Annotated in this window: 1 protein-coding gene and 1 pseudogene; one reads left to right on the top strand and one right to left on the bottom strand. The window is 63.5% G+C overall.

Features of this window, described 5'->3' with window-relative positions:
• Positions 1-128, bottom strand: a pseudogene (locus tag D2K64_RS23555) (IS701 family transposase); the annotation flags it as partial.
• A gap of 370 nt (positions 129-498) precedes the next feature.
• Here D2K64_RS23555 and D2K64_RS23550 point away from each other — a divergent pair.
• Complete coding sequence (locus D2K64_RS23550; RefSeq protein WP_120010840.1) at positions 499-1,269, top strand: Crp/Fnr family transcriptional regulator; 771 nt, start codon at positions 499-501, stop codon at positions 1,267-1,269.
• Positions 1,270-1,436 lie beyond the last annotated feature (167 nt).

Here is a 1,436-nt window from a genome sequence, read left to right as displayed (position 1 = left end):
GCTGATGCCGCGACCCGCTCCTGGGTGAAGAGCGGCCGGATCCGGGCTTTCACCTCGCGCAGCGACGCTGCCCAGAGCTCCAGCGTCGTCTCGATCGATGCCCTTGACATCCATGATCTCCGGATCATGGTCAGCCATAGATTCAGAGATCATCCAATAACGCAACTGTAATGCTAGGCTGCTTCAAGATGGGGACAATCGGTCCCTTCCACATCTTAGGTGAGCGTGTCGCGGTCGCGCACATGAAAGAAGAAGCGGGGCATGATGCCGCATGCGTTTGGAGCGGATGAAAGTTTCGCCGCCAGTCGTTCTGATGGAGCTTTCGGATAAAACCTCATGAGAAAGCGTTTGGGTATCCGCAGGCGCTTCCGTACAATACTGTACATACAATCAGTGTTAGGCGTCCTAAGCGCCTAGTATTGCTTGTCAACACCTTCCGGCGCAGGCAGCTGAGAGACGCTACGTGCTCCCGCCGACACCCGGTCGCAGGAGCCCCACATGATCCCCACCGCTCATGCTCCTTCTGCACCCCGCAACCGCTTGCTGGCCGCCTTGCCCGCCGAAGACCTCGCGAAGCTGTGGCCGCAGCTGACGCTTGTTGAGCTTGCTTTCCGTGACGTTCTGCACGCGGCGGAACAGCCCATCGACCAGGTCTACTTCCCCGAGACCGGCTACGCGTCGATCCTGGCCTACATGGAAGACGGCGACACTGCCGAAGTGGCACAGATCGGCCCGGAAGGCATGATCGGGTTGCCGGTGCTGCTCGAGGATGATCGCGGCGACCTGGAAGCCATGGTGCAGAACCCCGGCACCGCCCTGCAGATGAACCGGGTGGCGTTCCGGCAGGCCTTGGCGAGCGTGCCCGCCTTCCGCTCCCTCCTGCTGCGCTACGCCCTGATGCATCACGAACAGATGGCCCGCACAGGCGCCTGCAACGGCCGCCACGGGCTCCAGCAGCGTCTGGCCCGGTGGCTGCTGATGACGCATGACCGCGCCGAAGGTGGCAGCTTCCGAATGACCCAGGAGTTCCTTGCCATGATGCTGGGCGTACGCCGTGCCGGCATCAGCGTGGCAGCGGGAACCTTGCAGAAAGCGGGCCTGATCCACTACGAGCGGAGGCAGATCACGGTGACCGACCGACCCGGCCTGGAGGCCGCCGCCTGCCGCTGTTACGGCATCGTGCGTCGTGCCTCGGACCGCTTCCATGAGCAGCATATCGGGCCATCGCGCCTTGCCTGCAGCGGGAGCGTCCGGTCGGCTGAGGGGTGACATCACGGCCGACAGTCACCCCATGGCGGGAGCCTCACAAGAGAACGTCTGCCGCGCGGCGGGACTGGCGAGAGGGTTGCCATGCAGAGGCTTACCGCCGATAAATCTTGCTGTTGCCTTCCGCCGTCGCGAACAGCCGGTCACTGGCGCGCCGTCCGATGCCGTAG

The organism is Teichococcus vastitatis (assembly GCF_003604215.1).
Lineage (GTDB): Bacteria > Pseudomonadota > Alphaproteobacteria > Acetobacterales > Acetobacteraceae > Pseudoroseomonas > Pseudoroseomonas vastitatis.
Note: the sequence above shows the minus strand (reverse complement) of the source record. Positions and strands in the feature narration are given on the sequence as shown.

Bases quoted from the DNA above. Each gene is read 5' to 3' on its own strand.
- D2K64_RS23550 (WP_120010840.1), top strand. From the start codon at position 499: ATGATCCCCACCGCTCATGCTCCTTCTGCACCCCGCAACCGCTTGCTG.